This is a genomic window from Actinokineospora guangxiensis (genome assembly GCF_042657845.1).
GTDB lineage: Bacteria > Actinomycetota > Actinomycetes > Mycobacteriales > Pseudonocardiaceae > Actinokineospora > Actinokineospora guangxiensis.
The window spans coordinates 131,210-151,915 of the sequence record NZ_JBHSKF010000003.1 but is presented as its reverse complement, the minus strand read 5'-3'; the positions used below and the strand labels follow the sequence as shown (position 1 = coordinate 151,915).

Sequence of the window (20,706 nt, the reverse complement as noted above, 5' to 3'; positions counted from 1 at the left end):
CGGCGGGCGTTTCTCAGACCGGCACGGCGGCAGGCAGCAGGGGGCCGATCCGGTGCAGGTCCTCGCGGTCGTGGTCATCGGGGAAGGCGTCCTCGGCGAACAGCGCCGTGGCCTCCCGGCGCGCGCCCCAGCGTCTGGCCAAGGCCTCGAACAGGGCGATCGATGCGGAGTTGTCGGGGGTGATGGTCGTCTCCACGTAGCGGACGCCGTTCTCGGAGAGCCGCTCGGCCAGGTGGTCGAGCAGTTTCCCGGCGAACCCGCGGCCGCGCTGGGAGGCGTCGACGGCGATCTGCCAGACCACCACGGTCGCCGGGTCGGCCGGTCGCACGAATCCGATGACGAATCCCACGACCTGCCCGTCCACGCGCACTACGGCGGAAGTGTCGGCGAAATCGCGGCACCACAGCAGATATGCATAGGAGGAGTTGAGATCCAGCTTCCCGGAATCCCTCGCGATTCGCCACAGCGCGGAGCCGTCCCCCGCGGACGGCTTTTCGATCAGGTGTTTTCCGGACATACTCAAGCAACGTAACAGGGATGTTTCTCGGATACCGGTCCTGACATCCGCGCCACCCCCGTCCACCAGGGGATACACAGAACCCCCGGTGAGGAGTACAACAGTACGGTTGCCGCTGCTTCGAGCGCTGTGCTACCGAAAGGGCGGGCGTCCGCGCTCAGCGGGAAAGGTGCTCCACGAGGATCACCTGAAGCTCGCCGACGCCGAAGCCGAGCACCGCGCCGACGGTGATCAGAATCCACTCGTCGGCCTCGAACGCCGGGCGGATCAGCGCCTCGAACTCCTCCTCGGTCAGCTCCTGCATCTTGGCCACGAGGGTGTTGCGGATGTCCATGGCGTCGGCGGCGTAGTCCTCGATGTAGGACATCGTCTCCGGCAGCCGCTCGATCACCTTCACCGCGATCGATTCCTTGATCTCGCGGTAGCGCCCGCTGCCCACGGCGAGCACCACGAGCGGGCGCGCGGGCCCGGCCTGGCGGTCCAGCGTCTGGCGCACCTGCCGGGAGACCATGGCGAAGAGACGGTCCGACAGCGGGCCGCGCAGCACCGCCTCGATCACGTTGTGCGGGGTGATGATCTCCTTGGCGATCAGCTCGCCGTAGTCGGCGGCGACCTCCTTGCGCCGCTTGAGGAACAGGCCCTGCCATTCGAACAGCCCGAGGTAGCGCGTGGGCTGCTTGGGATTGAAGATCATCTTGAGCGCGAGCCAGTCGGTGAACCAGCCGGTGAGCCCGCCGAAGATCGGCATGACCCACGGGTTCTTCAGCGCCGCCCACGCCAGCATCTGCACCAGGCCGATGGCGAACCCGAAGTAGATCCCCGAGTGCGCGATGAACCGGAACTCCTTGCGCCCGGCCTGCTGGAAGATCCGGTTCAGCAGCGCCTTGTCCTTCACCAGGTTGGTGACGACCATGTCCTTGAGGTCGAAGACGTTGTCGACGTCCTCCTTGACCATGTCCAGCAGCTCGCGCACGACCGAGGGCGCCTCGTCCTGGATGCGCCGGATGATCCGCCGCCGCACCTGCTCGGGCAGCGACTCCCACAGCCCGGGTTGGTACTCGGCGGCGATCTCCTCGGCGATCTCGGCGATCCCCGCCCGCAGCGGCGCCTCGATCTCCTTGACGATCCGCTCGGCGTCCAGGCGCGCGACCACCTCGCCCGCGGAGATGAGCCGGTCGGTCATCGTGTCGCAGGCGATCGCCGCCATCCGCGCCGCGCGCCGGGGCACGATGCCCTGCCAGCCGAAGAACGGCTTGATCCCCTTGAACTCCACCGGCTGGAACATCATCCGGATGGCGACGATCTTGGTGCCGTAGCCGATCAGCGCCGCGATCACCGGCATGGAGGCGTAGACGGGCCAGTTGACGGCGAAATCGCGCAGGATCTCCCCGATCACCGGCCCACCCCGCGCGCGGACGGGTCGCTCGCCGCCCAGAACTGGGCGCCCAGCTCCGAGATGTGCAGCGAGAGGCGCACCACGCGCGGGCCGAGCCTGCCGCCTTCGAGCGCGCGCACGCGCTCGTCGGTGAGCAGCAGCTCGTACTGGGTGGCCAGGCCGGCGACCTCGTCGCCCACCTCGGCCAGGCCGAACTGGATCAGCCGGGTCACGTAGAACGGCACCAGTCCGGGCTGCACCACGCCCGCGGCCCGGCCGACGGTGGAGGCGTTCTCCAGCAGGTAGCGGGTCGGGCCGGACAGGCCGGTGCGGGCGGCCAGGTGCGCCAGCGGAAAGACCGCGCCGTCGGACAGGGCGGCGAGGATCCTGGCCTCGTCGGGCAGCAGCTGGCGCATCACCAGGGCGAAGTAGTACTCGCGGGAGGCCTCGCGGCTGTCGGTGACCGAGCGCTCCAGCAACTCGGCCATCGCCGCGCGCAGCGGCTCGCGCGGGGACTCCCCCGCGGTGATCACCCGCCGCAGCTCGGTCGGGCCGTCCTCGTCCAGGCGCTTGCGGACCTCGTCGACCACCGCCCGCTCCACCCGGCGGGCCTGGCGCTCCACGGCCTCCCCGCCGGGCAGCCTGCGCGCGACCTCCCAGCCGCCGCGGTACAGCCACCCGAGCACCCGGCCCGCCTGGCCCACCAGCTCGGCCGCCGGATCGCCGGGACCGTTCGCGCGCTCGTCCATGGCCCTCCCCCGATAAGGGTTACTGGTGTACCACAACGAGCGACGTAACCGCTGGTCACGCGCGTCCCGAGACCACCCCCAGCGGCCTCGGGCGGCGCCGTCAGAGACCGGCCAGCAGATCCGTCTCGGTGATGCCGGGACCCGCGCCCCTGCGGATGTAGAACTCGGTGCCGAAGGCGATGGCGAACGCCTCGTCCGGCATCGCCAGGAAGAAGGAGTCCTCGGCGATCTGGCTCGGGTGCGCGCGCATCGCCGCGCGCTTGGCCGCCAGGTGCGCGCGCACGTCGACCGCGGCGGTCAGCTCGGCCTCCGGCTTGCCGATCTCCAGCTCCTCCGGCGGTCCCCAGTCGTGCTCGCCGCGCTCGGCGGCGGCGCGGGCCTCGGCCTGGAGCTGGTCGCGGTTCATCGTGCTCTCGTAGACGCGCGGTGTGCCCGCCAGCTCGGCGGCGCGGTAGCCGACCCGGTGGACCTGGATGTGGTCCGGGTGGCCGTAGCCGCCGTTGTCGTCGTAGACGGTGAGGACGTCGGCCTTCTCATCGATCAGGATGTCGGCCAGCTTGCGGGCGGCGTCCTCGACGTCGGCGCGGGCGAAGGCGCCGGGGTGGTCGTTGTCCTCGGTGCCCGCCATGCCGGAGTCGCGGTAGCCGAGGAACTCCACGCGGGCCACGCCCAGCACCTCGGCGGCGGCGTTGGTCTCGGCGACGCGGCGCTGCCAGAGCTGCTCGCCCTCGTCCAGGAAGCCCTCGGGCACCTCGCCGACCTCCCCGCGCGTGGCCACCACCAGCACGACGCGGTGGCCCTCGTCGGCGGCCTTGCGCATCACGCCGCCGCAGGCGATGCACTCGTCGTCCGGGTGGGCGTGGAAGGTGACAAGGGTGGCCATGGGGCCGAAGCTACGCGTGGGCCCCGACAGCGCGCACCGGAGTTCGCTGAGGGCGAGAACCTGTGAGCAGCGACTGCAGGATCTCCCCGACCCGCACCGCGGTGTTGGACAGCAGCGTGGAGGTCAGCCCGTGCGAGTGCTCGGTGCCGCCTTGCAGGTAGATCCCCGCGGAGACGGCGTCGGCGGTGCGCGCGCGGTGGTCGCGCTCGACCACCGGCAGGCCCGCCGCGTCGCGCTCGACCAGCGCGCCCGCGCGGCCCAGCAGCGAGAACACGTCGCCGGGGCGGTAGCCGGTGGCGTAGACGACCGCGTCGCAGCGCAGCGTCTCCACCGCGCCGCTCGGCAGGTGCTCGACGGCGGCGTAGACGGCCTCGTCGGTCTCCCTGACGAACTGCAGCCGCGACGCCGGGCGGATGTCCAGGCGGCGCCTGCCCGCCACCTTCTCCCGGTACTCGCGCCGGTACAGCTCCTCGATCAGGTCCAAGTCGACCACCGAGTAGTTGGTGGCGCGGTGATAGCCCATGAGCATCGCCTTGACCTCGGCGCTGGCGCCGTGGAAGTCGTCCACGGCCGCCGGGTCGAAGATGCGGTTGGCGAACGGGCTGTCGTCGGCGGGGGTGTAGCCGTACTTGGCGAAGACCGCGGTGACCTGGGCGTCGGGCAGCGCCGAGTGCAGCTCGGCGACGGTCTCGGCGCCGCTCTGGCCCGCGCCGACGACGAGCACGCGGCCCGCGCCCTTGAGGTCGCCGACGCGGTGCATCAGTTCGATGTTGTGCCACACCCGGTCAGTGATCTCGGCCTCGGCAGGCAGCACCGGGGACAGACCGGTCGCCACCGCCAGGTTGCGGGTGCGGAAGGTGGTCACCGCGTCGGTGCCCGCGGGCCGGGCGACGACGTCGAGGTGCGCGACCTCGCCGTCGACCTCCACCGGGCGCACCGAGATCACCTCGACGCCGTAGCGGACCTGGTCGGCCACCCGCGCAGCGGCCCACTCGAAGTAGTCGTGGAACTCGGTGCGCAGCGGGAACATCGTCTTGTGGTTGATGAAGTCGACCAGGCGGTCCCGCTCGCGCAGGTAGCACAGGAAGCTGAAGTCGCTGGCCGGGTCGCGCATGGTGACCAGGTCCTTGAGGAAGGACACCTGCATCGTGGCGTCCGGGATCAGCATCCCCCGGTGCCAGCCGAAGCGCGCCTGGCGCTCGCAGAACAGCGTGCGCAGCGCGCGCTGCGGGTGCCGGCGGTTGTGCTCGTCGACGGCGACCGCCAAGGCGAGGTTGGATGGGCCGAACCCGATCCCGACCAGGTCGTACACCTCAGTGGTCACGTCAGCCCCTCCGTCGTGGACACAGCACTCTGGTCACCGGACCAGTCGCAGAACCAAGGGAAGGCTAACCTAACGACCGTCCCGCGGGGAGTGGTCTGCGTCTCTGCTCAGGGGTGCGCGGTGAGGTATCCGCCCATGTGGGCGAAGTACTGGTGCGCGGACAGCTCAGTGCCGTCGTCCATGCGGACCTTCGTCACCAGCAGCGCCTTGCTCTTGCCGCGCCGCGCCTCGGCGCCCGCCACGACCGCGACGCCGTCGCCCTCGCGGTAGAACACCCGGCCCGGGGTGCCGCCGTAGACGGCCTCGGAGACCTGGGCCTGCACGATCTCCAGCCTGCGGCCGCGGTGGAAGGTGAACGCGCTCGGGTACGGCGCGCACTGGGCCCGCACCAGCCGGTCCAGCTCCTCGGCGGTCCAGGTCCAGTCGATCAGCAGGTCCCGCTCGGCGCGCTTGTGGAAGAAGCTGGCCTTGGAGCGGTCCTGCTTGACGAAGTCGGTCTCGCCGTCGGCGATGCGCTTGAGGCCCTGGACGGTCAGCGTGCCGAACAGCGGCAGCGTCTTGTCGAACAGGTCCTTGGTGGTGTCGCGCGGGCCGATCTCCACGGCCTCCTGGGCGACGATGTCACCCGCGTCGAGGGTCTCGTCCATCATGTGCGCGGTCACGCCGACGTGCGACTCGCCGTTGATCAGCGACCAGATGAGCGGGGAGAACCCGGCGTAGGCGGGCAGCAGCGAGTCGTGCACGTTGAGCGTGCCCTTGGGCGGCAGGGTGAACACGCGCGGCGGGATCCAGGTGCGCCAGTTGGTGGCGACGATGACGTCGGGCGCGGCGTCGGTGAGCGCCTGGAGCAGCTCGTCGTCCTCGGCCTTCTCCCGGATGAGCACGGGGATGCCGTTCTCCTTGGCCAGGTCCTCGACCGAGTCGGCGAAGATCTTCTCGTAGGCGCCCTCGCCGCGTGGGTGCGTGACCACCATGACCACGTCGTGCTCGGATTCCAGCAGCGCCGTCAGGGTCGTGTGGCCCCAGGTCTGAAAGCCGAACATGACGACGCGCATGAACCTTCTCCTCGGTTAGGTAAGGGTTACCTAGCCCGAGGCTAGCGGGTCACCCCGCCAGATCCACAACCACCGCTGTGACGTTGTCGCGCCCGCCCGCGGCCACGGCCAGCTCCACCAGCCGCTCGGCCGCGGCCTCCGGGTCGTCGGTGTCGCCGAGCACACCGGCGATCTCGGCGTCGGCCAGCTCCAGGGTCAGCCCGTCGGAGCAGATCAGGAACCGCGCGGGGGCCGTGGCCGGGAACACATCGATGTCCGGCTCGGGCGCGGGCGCCATCCCCAGCGCCCTGGTCAGCACATTGCCGAGCGGGTGGCCCCTGGCCTCCTCCTCGGTCAGCTCGCCCGCGGCGACCATCTCGGCGACCTCGGTGTGGTCGGTGCTCAGCTGCGCGACGGCCCCGTCGGCGTAGCGGTAGACCCGCGAGTCGCCGACGTTGAACAGCACCCAGTGCGGCGCGCCCTGGAAGTCGACCAGGCACAGCCCCGTCAGCGTCGTCCCCATCCCCCGGTTGCCCGGCTCGCGGCGCGCCGCCGCCAGGATCGCCGCGTTGGCCTCCAGCACCACGGCCCGGACGTCCTCCGGCTTGACCGCCCGCCCGCCCAGCCCCTCGGCGACCTGCACGGCGATCCCGCTGGCCACCTCGCCCGCCGCGTGCCCGCCCATCCCGTCGGCGACGGCGTACACCCCGTCGGCCACCAGGTGGGAATCCTCGTTGCCCGCCCGCACCGCCCCCACGTCGCTCGCCGCACCCACGTTGATCACGACCCCGGACACCCCGCCTCCCCGTCCCACCGATCCCCCGGACGCCGCCACGAGTATCCCCCGCGAACCTGCCCGCGGCGACCTCTAATGATCGGCGGCCAGGAACCGGTCGAGCGACGCCGCCATCCCGGCGACGAACTCCTCGCGGACGCGGTCGGGGACCAGGCCGAGGGACAGGAAGGGATTCAGGTCCTCCAGCTCGACCAGGAGGAGCCCGCCATCGCCCGTGCGGCAGGCGTCGACGCGCTGGATGCCGTGGTCGAGGGTGTTCCAGTCGATGAAGCGGCGGGCGAAGTCCAGGTCGGCGCCGGTGGCCTGGTAGGGCTGAAGGTCCCAGCGGCGCGCGGGATCGGGGGCGTGGAGGGCGTAGTGGAAGGTGTCGTCGATGAAGTAGAAGGACACCTCGTAGCGGAAGTCCACGCGCGGCTGCACCAGGAGGTCGCCGTAGGCGAGCCCGGCCAACCGCTCCGGCGGCAGGAACTCCAGGCCGATGGAGTCCGACCCCGCCTTCGGCTTGACCGCGTACTGCCCGGCATCGGGCAGCAGGCGCAGGTCCTCGGCCCGGTCGACGGTCGGGATGACCGGGAACCCGGCGGCGGTGAGGTCCAGCAGGTACCCCTTGCCCGCCATGTCACCGCGCCCGGTCAGCGGGTTGTAGACCGCGGCCCCACTGGCGGCGGCCCGCTCCCGGAAGGCGCGGTAAGCCTCCTGGTACCCCAGCACGGGACCGCTGTTGCGGACCACGACCCCGTCGAAGGCGTCCATCAGCGCGGCGGCCTGCATCGGGTGGCAGAGGGCGATGTCGAAGTCCTCGCGCAGCCGCGAGGTCAGGAAGATGTCCTCATCGCCGTAGCGCCGCCCCCGCGCCTGGTAGGCGAGATCGGTCACGTACAGCACCTTCCGTCGGTCGGACACCGCACGCCTCCCCGGTCGCCTGGCGCGGCGGGTTCACCGCGCACTGCCCAGAGTGAACTCGACCAGCAGTTCGGCCATCGCGGCGGCGTCCCAGATGTGGTTGCGGCCCGCCACCACGCCGGTGTCACCGCGGGGCGCGGCGGCGGCGACCGCGGCGGCGGCCTCGGCCATGCCGGGGAAGGTCTCGGCGCCGACCAGGGTCAGCACCGGCGCCGCGATCGGCCGCAGCAGCCGCGCCCAGGGGGCCGAGCCGGTCCACACCAGCGCCTCGCCGTCGGCGCGGTAGCTGACGACGCCGTCGACGATCTGCCGGTAGGACGGGTCGCGCCGAGCGCCGTCGAGCCACTCGGGCGGCATGTCCCTCATGTACTGGGCGAGCGCGCCGTCGAGGTCGCCCGCGTCGAGCAGGCGCTCGAACTCGCCGATCCAGGCCCGCACCTGCGCACCGGGCAGCGTGAACGGGGCCTCGAACAGCACCAGCCCGGTCACCGGCAGCCCGGCCGCGGCGGCCGCGAGCGCGATCGCGCAGCCCGAGGAGTGCCCGACGAGCACCGCGCTCCCGCCCGCCGCGTCGATCACCGCGCGCAGGGCGGCCAGCTCCCGCGCGAGGTCGATCCGCCCGGCGGCGGCGCTCTCCCCGCGACCGAGCCGGTCGGGGACGGCGGTGCGGACACCGCGCCGCGCGGCGAGTTCGGCGGTCTCGGTGGTCGTCGGGTCGACGGCGCGGTAGGGGCCCGCACCGGCCACGAACACGATTGCCGGTCCGGTGCCGCGCAGGTCGAAGGCGACCGTGTCGCCGAGGGCCGTGGTCGCCAGTTCGCTCATCGTCCTCAGTGCTTCCGGTCGAGACGGATGCGGACCACGTCGCCGTCGCCCTTGTCGACCAGCGCCCGCAGCGCGGCCCTTACCGGGACCATGTGCGTCCCGTCGCCCATCGGCAGCAGGGTGGCGTCGAACCGGTGCCCGTCCATGAGCCCGGACACCTTCACCGGGCGCCGCGTGCCCAGCAGCGCTCCGGACCCGGGCAGGACCGCGATCGTCCACGCCCCTTTCCCCTCGTCCCGCCGCAGCGGGACCTCGAACTCGTGGTCGAGCGGAGTCATCGCGTCCCCAAACTGAACTAATCGGTGTAGTTTGGATGAAACTAAACCGTTCAGTGTTATCGTGTCAACGTGGTCGTCCCGCAGATCTCGCGCTCCGAGCGCAAACGCGCCGACATCCTCACCGCGGCGCGGGAGCTGTTCCTCGCGCACGGCTACCTCGGCTCCAGCGTCGATGACGTGGCGAGCCGCGCCCGCGTGTCCAAGCCGACGGTGTACTCGCACTTCGGCAGCAAAGAAGCCCTGTTCGTCGCGGTCGTCTCGACCATGACGAACGAGGCGAGCGACCAGGTGCGGCGGCTCCGACCAGAGCAGCACACCCACCCGGACAGCGACGTGTCCGGCTTCCTGCGCGCCTACGGCCTCCGCCAACTCCAAGTCGTGCTCGACCCCGCACTGCTGCGACTGCGGCGACTGGTCATCGGCGAGGTGTCCCGCTTCCCGGACCTGGCCCGAGCACTGTTCGACGGCGGCCCCGCCCGCGCGATCACCGAACTCGCCACCATCCTCACGACCTTCACCGAACGCGGCCTGCTCCACGTCGCGGACCCCCGCACGGCCGCCACCCACCTCAACTGGATGATCATGGGCGGCCCCCTCAACGAGGCCATGCTGAGCGCCGACGGCCCAACCGACGAAACGGCCTTGCGCCACCACGTCGACGAAGCGGTTCGCATCTTCCTCGCCGCGCACAGCTGACAGCGCGCCTCTCAGGCCGCGGCGGGAGATCAGCCGAGCGACCCGCGGAACCGAACCAGATCTGAGCCGGCAGCGGGACTTGAACCCGCAACCTTTCGCTTACAAGGCGAGTGCTCTGCCAATTGAGCTATGCCGGCGCGGCCGCCCCCAGGCGGCCCGGGACCATCCTAGGCGGTCCGGGGTTGCGGGCACCCGGGGATTCCCCCACGGTCGGAACAAGATCTGCAACGCGGACGTGGGTTCATCCGATGACACCGCCAGGAGGTGGTAGCCGTGTGGTTCGCTCAGCGGGGGCGGGCGAATGGGAGCTGGTGGCAGACGAAAGCCGAGCCGGTGGCCTGGGGCGCGATGCACGGGCCGGAGCTGCCCGACGACCGGACCGTCAACGTGGTGCTCGACCTGGCGCTGCGGGTCGGGGACGTGCAGATGGCGTCCGGGGCCGGGGCGGCCGACGTCACGGCGACGATCCTGGCGGTCGCGGAGGCCTACGGGCTGCCGCACTGCGAGGTGGACGTGATCTTCACCTCCATCACCGTCGCCTGCCACCGGGGCACCGAGATGTCGCCGGTCACGTCCTTGCGGGTGGTGCGCTCGCGCAGCCTCGACTACACGCGGCTGGCGCACCTGGAGAACCTCGTGCGCGACATCACCGCGGGCCGCATCCCGCTCGCCGAGGCGCACACCGAGCTGGACCGCATCGTCGCGGCGAACCACCCCTACCCGCGCTGGGTGGCGACGCTGGCCTGGGCGGGGATGGCCGCGGCCGTCACCATCCTCATCGGCGGGGTGCCCGCGATGGCGGCGTGGGCGGCCCTGATCACCGCGGTCGTGGACCGGGTCGGGCGGCTGCTCAACCGGCGGGCGCTGCCGTTCTTCTTCCAGCAGGCCGTCGGCGGCGCGCTGGCCACCGGCGGCGCGCTCGCGCTGCTGGCCAGCGGGGTCCTGCCCGCGGCGAGACCCACCGTGTTGGTCGGCGCGGCGATCACCGTGCTGCTGTCCGGGCTGAGCGTGGTCTCCACCGTGCAGGACGCGATCTCCGGCTACAACGTCACCGCCGCCGGCCGGGCGATGGAGGTCTCGCTGATGACAGCGGGCCTGATCGCGGGCGTCGTGCTCGCGCTGAACGTCTCCGTCGCCCTCGGCATGCCGTACCAGCCGCTGGCCGACCCCCTTCCCCAGACAGCGCTGCGACTACCCGTGCAAGCCCTGGCAGGCGCCGCGGCGGCAGGGTGCTTCGCCCTGGCCAGCTACGCCACGCCCAAGGCGCTGCTCATCGCCGCCGCCGCGGGCGGTCTCGGCACGGCTTCCTTCGGCGCTCTGGCGCTCAGCGGGGCGGGCGCGCTGACGGCCAGCGGCGGCGCGGCGGTCGCCGTCGGGTTCGCGGGCGGGCTGATCGCGCGCAGGCTGCGGATGCCCCCGCTGATCATCGCGGTGTCCGGCATGGTGCCGCTGCTGCCCGGTCTGACCACCTACCGCGCGCTGTACGAGCTGGCCATCGAGAAGTCCACCACCGGCATCCCGACCCTGATGACCGCCGCCGCCATCGCGCTGGCGCTGGCCGCGGGCGTGGTGCTCGGCGAGTTCCTCGCGCAGCCGGTGCGCACCGGCCTCGGCAGGCTGGAGCGCAAGATCGCCGGGCCGCGGATGTCGGGCCCGCTGCGGCCGATGTGGCGGCGCCTGGAGTGAACGTTCGGGGTAAACGTGAGGGTTGCCACGCCTCGTGCCCACCAGACGCAGGACGCGGGACGCGCGGCGGCCAACTAGCCTCGAAGCAGACGATCCGCTGAGGAGGCTACCCCGCGTGAGCAGCAGAAACGGCTCGGACTTCATCGTCGTGGCCAACCGTCTGCCGGTGGACCTCGAACGCCTTCCCGACGGGTCCCAGCGCTGGAAACACAGCCCCGGTGGACTCGTCAGCGCGCTGGAGCCGTTCCTGCGCAACCACAAGGGCGCCTGGGTCGGCTGGCCCGGCGTGCCCGACGCCGAGGTCGACGACTTCGAGGAGGACGGCCTGCGGCTGCACCCGGTCACCCTGACCGGCGCCGAGGTCCGCGACTACTACGAGGGCTTCTCCAACGGCACCCTCTGGCCGCTCTACCACGACGTCGTCGCCCCGCCGGTGTTCGACCGGACCTGGTGGGACGCCTACGTCAAGGTCAACCACCGCTTCGCCGAGGCCACCGCCCAGGCCGCCGCGCCCAACGCCACCGTCTGGATCCAGGACTACCAGCTGCAACTGGTGCCCGCGATCCTCCGCGAGGCGCGCCCCGACCTGCGCATCGGCTTCTTCCTGCACATCCCGTTCCCGCCCACCGAGCTGTACATGCAGCTGCCGTGGCGCGCGGAGATCGTGCGCGGCCTGCTCGGCGCCGACCTCGTCGGCTTCCACCGGCCCGGCGGCGCGCAGAACTTCCTGTGGCTGGCGCGGCGCCTGCTCGGCCTGGAGCCCACCCGCGGCGCGGTCGGCGTGCGCACGCGGCCCGGCGTCATCCAGGTCGGCGACCGGGCGGTGCGGGTGGGCGCGTTCCCGATCTCGATCGACTCGGCGGGCCTGGACACCCTGGCCCGCAAGCGCGAGACCGTCGCCCGCGCGCAGCAGATCCGCGCCGACCTCGGCAACCCGAAGAAGATCATCCTGGGCGTCGACCGGCTCGACTACACCAAGGGCATCGACCTGCGGCTCAACGCTCTGCGCGAGCTGCTCACCGAGGGGCGGGTCGATCCGTCCGAGGTGGCGATGATCCAGCTGGCCACCCCCAGCCGCGAGCGCGTAGAGCACTACCAGCGCATGCGCGACGAGATCGAGCTGACGGTCAGCCGCATCAACGGCGAGTTCGCCAGGGTCGGCCACCCCGTCGTGCACTACCTGCACCAGTCGGTCGACCGGGCCGAGCTGGCCGCGTTCTTCTCCGCGGCGGACGTGATGCTCGTGACGCCGCTGCGCGACGGCATGAACCTGGTCTGCAAGGAGTACGTGGCGTGCAGGCACGACCTCGGCGGCGCGCTCGTGCTCTCGGAGTTCGCGGGCGCGGCCGCCGAGCTGACGAGTTCCTTCCTCGTCAACCCGCATGATCTCGACGGTGTCAAGAACGCCATGCACGCCGCCCTCACGATCGATCCAGCAGAGGGCCGCCGTAGGATGCGCGCTCTGAGGCGCCAGGTCCTCACCCACGACGTCGACCGCTGGGCTCGATCGTTCCTCGAGGCCCTGGACCCCGAGCACCACCACTAGTTCCGCCACTAGTCCGCACAGCCCCAAGGAGAAGGCGTTGACCGCCGAGGCCCTCCCCGCCGAGCTGCGGCGCGCGATCGTCCAGATCGCGCGCACACCCCGTCTCCTGGTCGCCTGCGACTACGACGGCACGCTGGCGCCCATCGTCGAGGACCCCGAGCAAGCCCGCCCGCTCCCGGAGGCGGTGCACGCCCTGCGCGCGCTTGCCGGGCTGCACGAGACCACCGCCGCGGTGATCTCCGGGCGCGCGCTGCGCGACCTGGCCACGCTCTCCCGGCTGCCGTCGGAGGTGCACCTGGTCGGCTCGCACGGCTCGGAGTTCGACGTGGGCTTCGTGCACGCGCTCGACGCCGAAGCCCGCCGCCTGCACCGGCGGCTGGAGTCGGATCTGTCGATCCTGACCGACGGCGCCGAGGGCGTGACGCTGGAGACCAAGCCGGCGAGCATCGCCGTGCACGTGCGCCGCGCCCCCGCCGAGGTCGGCGAGCGGGTGCTGGCCGACGTGCGCAAGGGCCCCTGCACCTGGGACGGCGTGCACGTCACCGAGGGCAAGGCGGTCATCGAGCTGGCCGTCATGGAGACCAACAAGGGCCACGCCCTGGACGTGCTGCGCCACCAGGCGGGCGCGACCGCGACGGTGTTCGTCGGCGACGACGTCACCGACGAGAAGGCCTTCGCCCGCATCAGCGGCCAGGACCTGGGCGTCAAGGTCGGCGACGGGGAGACCCTGGCCGGCCTGCGCATCGACGACCCGGCCGCGGTCGCCACCATGCTGGCCTTCCTGCTGGAGGAGCGCCGCGCCTGGCTCTACGGCGAGCAGGCCGTGCCGATCGAGCGGCTGACCATGCTCGCCAACGAGCGCTCGGTCGCCCTGGTCACCCCCGACGCCCGCCTGACCTGGCTGTGCCACCCCGAGCCGGACTCGGCCTCGGTGTTCGCCGACCTGCTCGGCGGGCCGGGCGCCGGCCACTTCAGCGTCAGCCCCGAGCGCGGCGGCCTGCCGCTGGGCCAGCGCTACCTGCCGGGCACGATGACCGTGGAGACCCGCTGGTCGGGCCTGCTGGTCACCGACTTCCTCGACAACGACGCCGACCCGTTCCGCACCGACCTGACCCGGGTGCTCACCGGCAGCACCGCCGCGCTGGTCGAGTTCGCGCCGCGCCCGGAGTTCGGCCAGGTGCAGGTGCGCCTGGAGGCCCGCCCCGACGGCCTGCTGGTGCAGGGCACCGGCGACCCGATCGCGCTGCGCTCCCCCGGCGTGGCCTGGGAGATCGTCTCCGACGGCATGCACGACACCGCCCGCGCGCGCGTCGAGCTGACCGCCGAGGAGCCGGTGGTCTTCGAGCTGCGCTGCGGCACCGCCGACCTCTCCGCGAGCTCGACCACCGTCGAGGACCGCAAGGCCGTCGCGGGCTCCTACTGGTCGACCTGGCTGGACCAGCTGGTGCTGCCGCCGGTGGAGAAGGACCTGGTCGCCCGCTCGGCGCTGACCCTGCGCGGCCTGTGCCACTCCGAGACCGGCGCGATCATGGCCGCGGCCACCACGTCGCTGCCGGAGGAGATCGGCGGCATCCGCAACTGGGACTACCGCTACTGCTGGCTGCGCGACGCGTCGATGACCGCCAAGGCCCTGGTCACCCTGGGCTCCACCGCCGAGGCCGAGGCGCTGCTGCGCTGGCTGCACGCGGTGCTGGCCACCCTGCCCGGCCCCGAGCGCCTGCACCCGCTCTACACGATCGCGGGCACCACGCTGCCGCCCGAGGCCGTCATCGACACCCTCCCCGGCTACGCGGGCTCGCGCCCGGTGCGCGTCGGCAACCTCGCCAACCAGCAGGTCCAGCTCGACGTCTTCGGCCCGGTCGTCGACCTCGTCGCCGCCCTGTCGGAGGTCCGCGGCTCCCTGACCGACGACGACTGGCGCATGGTCCACGCCATGGCCGAGGCCGTCTCCCGCCGCTGGCACGAGCCCGACCACGGCATCTGGGAAGAGCGCCACCGCCCGCGCCACCACGTCTACTCCAAGGTCATGTGCTGGCTGACCATCGACCGCGCGGTCAAGCTCGGCAAGACCTACGGCCGGGACCTGGACCCCACCTGGGAACCCCTGCGCGACGAGATCGCCGCCGACGTCCTGGCCAACGGCTGGAACGACGAGGTCCAGTCCTTCACCACCGCCTACGACGGCACCGACCTCGACGCCGCCACCCTGCTCATCGGCATGGTCGGCCTCATCGACCCGACCGACCCCCGCTTCCAGGCCACGGTCACCGCCACCGAAGCCGAACTCCGCTCCGGCTCCACCGTCTACCGCTACCACCGCGACGACGGCCTCCCCGGCGACGAGGGCGGCTTCCACCTGTGCGCCGCCTGGATGATCGAGGCCTACCTCCTCACCGGCAGGCGCACCGAGGCCGAAGACCTCTTCGCCCAGATCGTCAACGCCGCGGGCCCCACCGGCCTGCTCCCCGAGGAGTACGACCCCGTCGCCGAACGCTCCCTCGGCAACCACCCCCAGGCCTACTCCCACCTGGGCCTGATCCGCTGCGCCCAACTCCTCTCCGCCTGATCAGCCGGAACCCGCCCCGCCCCGCCGCCGTCCAACGGCTGTGCGGGGCGGGCCCCGTTTACCGGAAGCCTTCATGCCCGCCGCGCCCGATAGGTAATCTGTCGGCTGGACACAGGCGTGTGATGGGGAGGCATGGCCATGCCGGACGGGACCGGTACCGAACCGACTGAGCAGCCTGCGGGCTCTGACGAGCAGATCGACCAGCAGGTCACCACGGTCGAGTTCATGGAGAACATGCCGTTCTTCGGCACCTTCTTCTCCAACGGCTACCAGTCCGGCGGCGGCGGCGAGGGCGGCCACTTCGCCATCTCCAGCCTCGCCGAACTGGACGCGCTGATCGCCCGCTGGGAAGGCATCATCGAGAAGATCGACTCCAGCGGTCGCAAGCTCGACGCCGCTCTGCAGTTCGTCCGGCCGCCCGCCCAAGACGGGCCTAGCCAGACCGAAGCGGAGAAGACGCGCAATAGCCTCATCGCCGCGCAAGACCACAATCTGACGATGGGCGAGTACGCCCTCAACTACGTCAAGAAGCTCAAGGCCGCGCGTTCTGACTACGCGACTACCGAAGACGTGAACACGTCCACGGTCAACAACTCGGGAGACTGACCGAATGTCCACTCGGTTCGCAGGTGCGGTAGCTATCGCAGCGTGTGCGGTCGTGCTGAGCGCGTGCAGCGAGAGCGGCACTCCCGTTCCCGGTGGGGCGCCGGAGACAACCACGACGGACGCGACACCGCCCACAACCACGAGCTCAGCTCAGGACGATCGCTTCGGCGCGCCCGATGTCGAGAGCCCTCTCGACGCGGCCAAGCAGCTCGATGACCCGTGCACCTCCCTCACCAGCTCTCAGGTAAGCGGTCTCGGCCTCCGTGAACCCGCGATCCCCGGCGACAAAAGCTCATTCGATGATCTCGGGCCGTACTGCTCTTGGCGGGACACCGCGAATGAAGTCGACTTCACCGTCGCCTACATCGTGCCGAACCAGAACGGCCTCGCGGATCTGTATCGAGGCCAGGAAACAGGCCAGTGGGCCTATTGGGAGCCCACGACCGTCAACGGTTATCCCGGTGTCTTCCAAGCGGCGGCTGACCAGCGCCAGCGTGGTCAATGCACTGTTTCCGTCGGTGTCAACGACGAACTCCACTTCTCGGTCACCAGTCGCCGAGGGGATCCGGACAAGGCTTGCGACCAGGTCAAAGACATCGCGTCCGCGGTTGTGGACACGTTGAAGGGTGGGGGTTGATCCGCGATGACGACGTCTTACCAGAACCAATGCATGACCGGTGAGGCCATCTACAGCAACTTCCAGAACGGCCAAGGGGGGCAGGGTCTCTCGCAGGCCGCGCAGAAGGTCAGCGAGGCCAAGGACGAGTACGACCTGCTCGCCACCGACATCCGGCAGCTGACGATGGACATGGAAGCCATCTGGCAGGGGCCGTCGGCGGGGGCGGCTCAGCGGGGGGCTGGGCCGTTGGCGGTGGAGCACGAGTTGGCGCAGCCGGAGCTGCACAACGTGCATGATCTGACCAATCGGCAGGTGGAGTCGTACAACGACGCCAAGAACCGGGTGCAGCCGATTCCGAACGTGCCTGAGGAGCCTGGCTTCTGGGACAACGTGTGGAGCTTCGGTGGGGCCGGGGACGACTACGAGCGGCAGGTCGAGGCCAACCGGGCGGCGAACCAGAACAACGTCGAGGTCATGCAGACCTACGACAAGGCCTCGACCTACAACGGCGAGAACATGCCCACGTCGTACGGGCAGATGCAGGCCGACAACTCCTCGATCGTGGTGGGCCCGGTCGGGCCGGACGACGGTGACGGCAACGGGAACGGGAACGGCAACCGGCAGGTGACTCCGCCCGGCGGGGGTGGGGACGGGCGCAACCCGGGCAGTGGGTACGCCGCGACGCCGACCACCCCCAGCGGGTACGACCCCACCAACCCCAGTGGCCTCCAGCCCGGGGGCGGCGGGGGTGGCGGCGGGAACAACCCGCCCGGCGGCGGTGGCGTTGTCTACCCGCCAGGCGGCGGTGGCGGCTACCCGCCCGGTGGTGGCGGCGGTTACCCCTACCCGCCCGGCACGGGTCCTTACCCGCCCGGCACCGGTCCTGGCGGTCCTGGTGGACGCAATCCCGGTGGTTTCCCCGGTGGTAGGCCGCCGGGCTTCCCTGGTGGCGGGGCAGGCGGCATGCGGCCCGGCGGACCCGGCGGACCCGGGGGCTACGGCCCCGGCGGTGGCGGACCGGGTGGCGGGGCGGGCGGTTCTGGCAGCGGTGGCGGGCCCGGCGGCATGCGTGGCGGAGCCGGGTCCGGCTTCGGGCCCGGGGCCGGGATGGCCATGGGTGCCGAGGAAGGACGGGCCGGGGCGCGCGGCGGGTTCGGGCCCGGCGGTGTCGCCGCGGGTGGGGCCGCCGGTGGGGCCGGGGGGCGTGGTGGTGCCATGGGTGGCATGGGCGCGGGCGCCGGGGCTCGGGGCGGGGAGGACGAGGAGCACACGCGGGCGTCCTTCCTCGTGGAGGACGACCCGGACGCGCTGTTCGGGACCGACCAGGTGACAGCACCGCCCGTCATCGGCGAGTAGTGAGCGCGCATCGCGGTGGTCTGGCCGGGTAGCACCGGGGCGGACCACCGCGGTGGTGTCTCCGGGGCGGGTCAGCCGCCGTGGCGGGGTGCGGCGGCTTAGAGTGCGGGGGCAGACGCAGCGCCGCGTGGCGGCGGGAGGGCAGGGGGTTCGGGTGCTGGACAGGCCGCTCAAGCTGTCGGTCGACACCATCGCGCGGACGGTCAAGGCCGAGCGGTTGGGTGAGTTGCACCTGACGGTGGCGCCGGAGGCGCTGTGGTTCCCCCGCGACGAGGACGAGCGGGCCGAGCGGGCCGCGCGCGAGGAGCTGGCCAGGGCAGGCGGGGTCGACGGGCGCGGGCGCGTCGACGCGGACATGGTCGCCCTGCTGGCGATGCTGTGCTCCCCGCGCGCGGAGTTCTACGGGTGGGTCAGCCACCAGAAGCAGACGCGGGGGGTGCTGGTCGCGGTCACCGGGCGCACGGCGCTGCTGGTCACCCAGGACAGCGGAGTCGTCACGATCGCGCCGGTGAACCCCGACGCGCCCGCGGAGGCCCTGGTCGCGCAGGCGCCCGAGGTGCCGCCCGGGCGCGGCCAGGTCGTCACCGTGTTCACCGAGGACGTGCGCAACTCCGCGGGCGGACGCCAGCGGACGGCGTCGGGGGTCGGCACCCGGCAGGCGCCGCCGGAGGTGCGGGAGGTGCAGCGGATCTCCTCGCTGCGCACGACCGGGGGCGGGCAGCTCTACACGGCGCTGCGGGGCAGCACCGGGCGGCGGGTCGGCGCGCCGCACCCGCTGCGCTACGCCGACACCGACCAGGGGCGCTACCTCAACCTCTCGCTGCCCGACGGCCGGGTCATGGTCGGGCCCGCCGACCGCAGGGCGCTGGCCGGGCGCCTCTACGAGATGCACCGCGCGCTGCCGCGCTGAGGTCGCGATTCAGCCACTTCCGCGCGGACACGCACCGTGATCCCCTACGGTGTCGGCTGATTCAGCCAATCGGTAAGGGGTCGCAAGTGGACGGGCTCGTCATCGTCCTGGTGGTCGTCGTGGCCGCCGCCGTGGGCGCGCTGGTCGCGGGACTGGTCCTGCGCAAGCGCAGGCAGAAGCCACCGCAGCCACCGTCGCCGAAGGACCCCTTCGCCGACGACGACCACCACGCCGTCTACGGCGACCCGCGCGCGCTCAAGGCGGGCGACCTGGTCGAGCTGCGCGGCGTCTCCTACTCGGTGCGCGGCTCGCTGCGCTGCGACGAGGGCGGGTGGACCTGGTCGGAGCACCTGCTGGAGACCGCCGCCGAGGAGCGGGTGTGGCTCTCCGTCGAAGAGGACCCCGACCTGGTCATGGTCGCCTGGACCGAGGTGGACACCGAGCTGACCCCGGGCGCCAAGGAGCTGACGGTGGACGGCCTCGCCTACCGCTCCGACGAGAAGGGCGCGGCGACCTTCCGCACCGAGGCCACGACCGGCCTCAAGGACGGCTCCGTGCGCTACCACGACTACAAGGCGGGCGGCGGCAAGCGGCTGTCCTTCGAGTCCTACGGCGACGCGCCGTGGGAGGCCTCGACAGGTGAGCGGCTGTCCACCTACGACGTCAAGATCTTCCCGGCGGCGACGGCATGAGCACCAAGACCGCCCCCAAGACCTGGTTCTGGATCGCGGGCATCTTCGCCGTGATCGCCGGGATCATCGCGATCGTGATGGTGGCCCGCGGCACCTCGGTGCGCGACTACGTGGACGACTCCTACAGCCGCGCGGCCAACCTCGACCGCGACGAGGAGATCGCCTACACCAGCACGCAGGCGCCGAGCGCGGTCACCGCGGCGATCGTGGGAGCCTGGAAGCCGGTGTCGCAGTACGCCGACGCCAGCGGCGTCTACCTGCGCTACAACGACGACATGGTGCTCGTGCGCCCGGAGGGCCGCGGCAGCGTGATCCGCGTGGACGACGTCGACCGCGCCTACCGCCACTACCACTCGCACGTCGGCGGCGTCTGGGGCTGGACGTCCGGCCACGGCGAGTCCTTCCGCGGACGCGGACCGGGAGCGGGCAAGTGACCCAGCCGCCGCACAACAAGCCTCCGCACGGCAACCAGCCCCACCGGAACCCGCAGCGCAGTAACCCGCAGCGCAGTAACCCGCAGCGCAGTAACCCGCAGAAGAACCGGCCGCAGCACTCCGGTCAGAAGAACCCCGGCGGGCCCAAGGGCCCGGGGCAGAAGAACCAGAACCAGCAGAACGGCGCCACCCCGCCGAAGAAGGGCGCTGGCTTGGGCTGCGCCATCGTGCTGGGCGTCTTCGTCCTCGTCATCGGCCTGCCGGTGTTCTTCGCGGGCCTGGACGAAGGCTGGTTCGAGTCCTCCGGCGACTCCGACATGACGATCACCACGCCCACCCAGCAGGAGGCCGCCGACCTGGTCGCCCAGCTCGCCGAGGCCGAGAAGGCCCACGGCATCTGCTACGGCTGGCGGCTCAAGGACCTCAACGACCACCAGTCCGACGAGCCGCTCAGCCAGGGCTCCAGCAGAGGCGTGGGTGTCGAGGCGAGAACCTGCGAGCGCTGGGCGCAGGTGGAGGTCGACATCGACTACGCCTCCCCCAGCAGCAGCCTGGAGGACAGCGCCTACGTGCGCGTCAACACCTCCACCGACCTCGACCCGAACGCGCCGTCCACCGTGGACCTGGACCGCATGGGCGTGTCCACTCAGGCCGCGATCGACGACCCGGCCGCCGCGGTCGGCATGGGCGCGCTGGCGGTGCCGCTGCTGATGGTCGAGGCGGGCGTCGCCGAGGCGCTGCCGCTCCCCGAGGCCACCGGCGCGCCCGCGACCGCGATCTCGCGCCCCGGGTCGGACTTCGCCAGCAACAACTCGGGCTCGCTGATCGCGCTGGGCATCATCGGCGGGATCACCGTGCTCTGTCTCATCATCGGCATCATCGTGCGCAAGCGCGCCGGAAAAGCGAGGTAG

Annotated in this window: 21 protein-coding genes and 1 tRNA gene; 11 read left to right on the top strand and 11 right to left on the bottom strand. The window is 71.7% G+C overall.

The genetic code is table 11. The features are described from left to right. Positions 1 to 13: 13 nt before the first annotated feature. From ectA to ACFPM7_RS07525, 10 genes are all read right to left on the bottom strand, one after another. Complete coding sequence (gene ectA / locus ACFPM7_RS07570) at positions 14 to 517, bottom strand: diaminobutyrate acetyltransferase (protein ID WP_378245330.1); 504 nt, start codon at positions 515 to 517, stop codon at positions 14 to 16. A gap of 157 nt (positions 518 to 674) precedes the next feature. Continuing rightward, positions 675 to 1,859 carry a DUF445 domain-containing protein gene (locus ACFPM7_RS07565; RefSeq protein WP_378246305.1) on the bottom strand — a complete coding sequence of 395 codons (1,185 nt, stop codon included), beginning with the start codon at positions 1,857 to 1,859 and terminating at the stop codon, positions 675 to 677. A gap of 50 nt (positions 1,860 to 1,909) precedes the next feature. After that, on the bottom strand, positions 1,910 to 2,641 hold the full coding sequence (locus ACFPM7_RS07560; protein WP_378245328.1) for an Abi-alpha family protein: 732 nt from the start codon (positions 2,639 to 2,641) through the stop codon (positions 1,910 to 1,912). A gap of 100 nt (positions 2,642 to 2,741) precedes the next feature. Next, positions 2,742 to 3,524 carry a PIG-L family deacetylase gene (locus ACFPM7_RS07555; protein ID WP_378245326.1) on the bottom strand — a complete coding sequence of 261 codons (783 nt, stop codon included), beginning with the start codon at positions 3,522 to 3,524 and terminating at the stop codon, positions 2,742 to 2,744. 10 nt (positions 3,525 to 3,534) lie between these two features. Then, positions 3,535 to 4,848 carry a lysine N(6)-hydroxylase/L-ornithine N(5)-oxygenase family protein gene (locus ACFPM7_RS07550; protein WP_378245324.1) on the bottom strand — a complete coding sequence of 438 codons (1,314 nt, stop codon included), beginning with the start codon at positions 4,846 to 4,848 and terminating at the stop codon, positions 3,535 to 3,537. A gap of 107 nt (positions 4,849 to 4,955) precedes the next feature. Further along, the gene (locus ACFPM7_RS07545) at positions 4,956 to 5,903 is read right to left on the bottom strand and encodes a methionyl-tRNA formyltransferase (RefSeq protein ID WP_378245322.1); all 948 of its coding nucleotides are present in this window, start codon (positions 5,901 to 5,903) and stop codon (positions 4,956 to 4,958) included. 49 nt (positions 5,904 to 5,952) lie between these two features. After that, on the bottom strand, positions 5,953 to 6,678 hold the full coding sequence (locus ACFPM7_RS07540) for a PP2C family protein-serine/threonine phosphatase (RefSeq protein WP_378245320.1): 726 nt from the start codon (positions 6,676 to 6,678) through the stop codon (positions 5,953 to 5,955). A gap of 72 nt (positions 6,679 to 6,750) precedes the next feature. Continuing rightward, positions 6,751 to 7,581 (bottom strand): ATP-grasp domain-containing protein, encoded by an 831-nt coding sequence (locus tag ACFPM7_RS07535; RefSeq protein ID WP_378245318.1) that lies wholly within the window; start codon positions 7,579 to 7,581, stop codon positions 6,751 to 6,753. Positions 7,582 to 7,614: 33 nt separating this feature from the next. Beyond that, positions 7,615 to 8,406 carry an alpha/beta hydrolase gene (locus tag ACFPM7_RS07530; protein WP_378245316.1) on the bottom strand — a complete coding sequence of 264 codons (792 nt, stop codon included), beginning with the start codon at positions 8,404 to 8,406 and terminating at the stop codon, positions 7,615 to 7,617. Between the two features lie 5 nt (positions 8,407 to 8,411). Continuing rightward, the gene (locus ACFPM7_RS07525) at positions 8,412 to 8,684 is read right to left on the bottom strand and encodes a DUF1905 domain-containing protein (RefSeq protein ID WP_378245314.1); all 273 of its coding nucleotides are present in this window, start codon (positions 8,682 to 8,684) and stop codon (positions 8,412 to 8,414) included. A 69-nt stretch (positions 8,685 to 8,753) separates the two neighbouring features. Between ACFPM7_RS07525 and ACFPM7_RS07520 the strand changes: the two genes are divergently transcribed. Beyond that, on the top strand, positions 8,754 to 9,380 hold the full coding sequence (locus ACFPM7_RS07520; protein WP_378245312.1) for a TetR/AcrR family transcriptional regulator: 627 nt from the start codon (positions 8,754 to 8,756) through the stop codon (positions 9,378 to 9,380). 64 nt (positions 9,381 to 9,444) lie between these two features. Here ACFPM7_RS07520 and ACFPM7_RS07515 read toward each other — a convergent pair. Next, positions 9,445 to 9,517, bottom strand: a tRNA-Thr gene (locus ACFPM7_RS07515). 211 nt (positions 9,518 to 9,728) lie between these two features. On the opposite strand from ACFPM7_RS07515, the gene ACFPM7_RS07510 reads away from it, so the two are divergent. The 10 genes from ACFPM7_RS07510 to ACFPM7_RS07465 all read left to right on the top strand — a co-directional run bounded on the left by ACFPM7_RS07510 (position 9,729) and on the right by ACFPM7_RS07465 (position 20,706). Beyond that, positions 9,729 to 11,066, top strand: coding sequence for a threonine/serine exporter family protein (locus ACFPM7_RS07510; protein ID WP_378246303.1), 1,338 nt, complete (start codon positions 9,729 to 9,731; stop codon positions 11,064 to 11,066). A 115-nt stretch (positions 11,067 to 11,181) separates the two neighbouring features. After that, entirely contained in the window at positions 11,182 to 12,612 is a 1,431-nt protein-coding gene (locus ACFPM7_RS07505; protein WP_378245310.1) for an alpha,alpha-trehalose-phosphate synthase (UDP-forming), read from the top strand. A gap of 37 nt (positions 12,613 to 12,649) precedes the next feature. Beyond that, positions 12,650 to 15,178, top strand: coding sequence for a trehalose-phosphatase (otsB, locus tag ACFPM7_RS07500; RefSeq protein ID WP_378245308.1), 2,529 nt, complete (start codon positions 12,650 to 12,652; stop codon positions 15,176 to 15,178). Between the two features lie 132 nt (positions 15,179 to 15,310). Beyond that, complete coding sequence (locus ACFPM7_RS07495) at positions 15,311 to 15,784, top strand: hypothetical protein (protein ID WP_378245306.1); 474 nt, start codon at positions 15,311 to 15,313, stop codon at positions 15,782 to 15,784. A gap of 52 nt (positions 15,785 to 15,836) precedes the next feature. Further along, positions 15,837 to 16,421 (top strand): DUF3558 domain-containing protein, encoded by a 585-nt coding sequence (locus ACFPM7_RS07490; RefSeq protein WP_378245304.1) that lies wholly within the window; start codon positions 15,837 to 15,839, stop codon positions 16,419 to 16,421. Between the two features lie 33 nt (positions 16,422 to 16,454). Further along, positions 16,455 to 17,759, top strand: a complete 1,305-nt coding sequence (locus ACFPM7_RS07485; protein WP_378245302.1) for a hypothetical protein — start codon at positions 16,455 to 16,457, stop codon at positions 17,757 to 17,759. A gap of 154 nt (positions 17,760 to 17,913) precedes the next feature. Then, positions 17,914 to 18,669, top strand: a complete 756-nt coding sequence (locus tag ACFPM7_RS07480; protein ID WP_378245300.1) for an ESX secretion-associated protein EspG — start codon at positions 17,914 to 17,916, stop codon at positions 18,667 to 18,669. Between the two features lie 86 nt (positions 18,670 to 18,755). Then, on the top strand, positions 18,756 to 19,361 hold the full coding sequence (locus ACFPM7_RS07475; RefSeq protein ID WP_378245298.1) for a DUF4178 domain-containing protein: 606 nt from the start codon (positions 18,756 to 18,758) through the stop codon (positions 19,359 to 19,361). Next, positions 19,358 to 19,795: a DUF4247 domain-containing protein gene (locus tag ACFPM7_RS07470; protein WP_378245296.1), complete on the top strand. Its 438-nt coding sequence runs from the start codon at positions 19,358 to 19,360 to the stop codon at positions 19,793 to 19,795. Before ACFPM7_RS07475 ends, ACFPM7_RS07470 begins: the two co-directional genes overlap by 4 nt. Beyond that, on the top strand, positions 19,792 to 20,706 hold the full coding sequence (locus ACFPM7_RS07465) for a hypothetical protein (protein WP_378245294.1): 915 nt from the start codon (positions 19,792 to 19,794) through the stop codon (positions 20,704 to 20,706). The genes ACFPM7_RS07470 and ACFPM7_RS07465 overlap by 4 nt, the downstream gene beginning before the upstream one ends.